The organism is Microcoleus sp. SVA1B4 (genome assembly GCF_036700545.1).
Taxonomy (GTDB): Bacteria; Cyanobacteriota; Cyanobacteriia; order Cyanobacteriales; family Microcoleaceae; genus Microcoleus.
The window spans coordinates 1-1,436 of sequence record NZ_JAUBPB010000165.1 but is presented as its reverse complement, the minus strand read 5'-3'; the positions used below and the strand labels follow the sequence as shown (position 1 = coordinate 1,436).

General features: G+C 42.5%; 1 protein-coding gene. It reads left to right on the top strand.

What is annotated here, in order from left to right; genetic code table 11:
- Positions 1 to 271: 271 nt before the first annotated feature.
- On the top strand, positions 272 to 1,436 hold a 1,165-nt coding region (locus QT987_RS29725), incomplete at its 3' end, for a transposase (protein ID WP_333247075.1).

Here is a 1,436-nt window from a genome sequence, read left to right as displayed (position 1 = left end):
TTTAACTACCAGCCGGGAAGTCCCGGGCGTATATTCAGAGGGGATGAATCTGAGCGCTAAGCGAAGTACCCCGAATGAATTACGCCCGCGTGATGAAAGGCTCGTCGGATGGAGGAACGGAAGCCGACAATTAGACTTGCCTACTATGAATCAATCTTCGGGAGCATCTTGATTTTCGATGTTCTTCCCAGTGCTAAAATAGTAATTTGGTGTTGCATTTTAGACGTACATAAACTATACTATGCAAAGGTCGAAAATAGGAAGTTTAGAAATGCAACTAACTTACAAATACCGCCTCAAACCAACCATTGCCCAACTAACGACGATTGTGGCTCACTTAGAACTTTGTCGCCGGCAGTACAACTACCGACTCAGCGAAAGATTTAGGTGGTGGTCAGCCACGAGAACGCCCATAAACGCTTGCCCATTGATTGTTTCGATAGTCCCTGTTGAGGAGATTTATCGAAATATTCCTTTGACGAGAGTGCAAACTAGAGATGGCAGAAAGAAGGATGAATCAGGCAATCCTTTGACCAGGAAAGGTGACGTTTTCTCGAACATTGAAGGCGGATATGTACAGTGGCAGACGATACAACTTGCTGACCTAAAAAACACTAAAAAGCTGTTTCCTAATTATAAAGTGTTGGATTCTCAGGTTTTGCAAGATGTCGTCAACAGAGTAGAAACTTCCTTTTCAAACTTTACTACGCCCGACAAAAATGGCCATCGTAGAGGCAAGCCTAAATTCAAGGGGCGACCCTACTACAAATCCTTCACTTATCCTCAATTAGACAACCTAAATATTGTCAAGGATGAGCAAAATAGGATTTGTATTAGCCTTGCCAAAATAGGTCAAGTACCTATGGTTTTTCACCGCCCAATACCAACAGGGTTCAAAGTTAAGACGGGTAGTGTTATCTCAGAAGCGGATGGGTGGTATATTTCCTTGACGCTAGAAGATAAGACGGTTCCCGTAACGGTTGCAGAAATTCAACCGACTGATGAAAATACTGTGGGTATCGACTTGGGAATTACTAATTACGCTTACCTTTCCAATGGTGAAAGAGTTGAGAATCCTAGATTTTTGAGGAAATCGGCTCAGAAATTAGCAAGGCTTCAAGCGAAGTTAGCTAATAGAGTCAAGGGTTCTCAACCTTGGAAAATAATCAAGGACAAGGTTTCCCAACTCCATCAGTTCGTGGCTAGATCCCGATTAGATTTTCAGTTCAAAACTGCACATGAGTTATTCGGTAAATGTGATGTTTTAGTTGTTGAAGACTTGAGTGTCAAAAATCTGACTAGACGTGCCAAGCCCAAGACCGATATTGAGAATGGTAATTTGGTTTATTTGCCTAACGGTCAGTCAGCTAAGAGTGGTTTGAATAAATCCATGCTTGATGCTGCTCACGGGCAATTCGCCAACGTTCTGAAATATG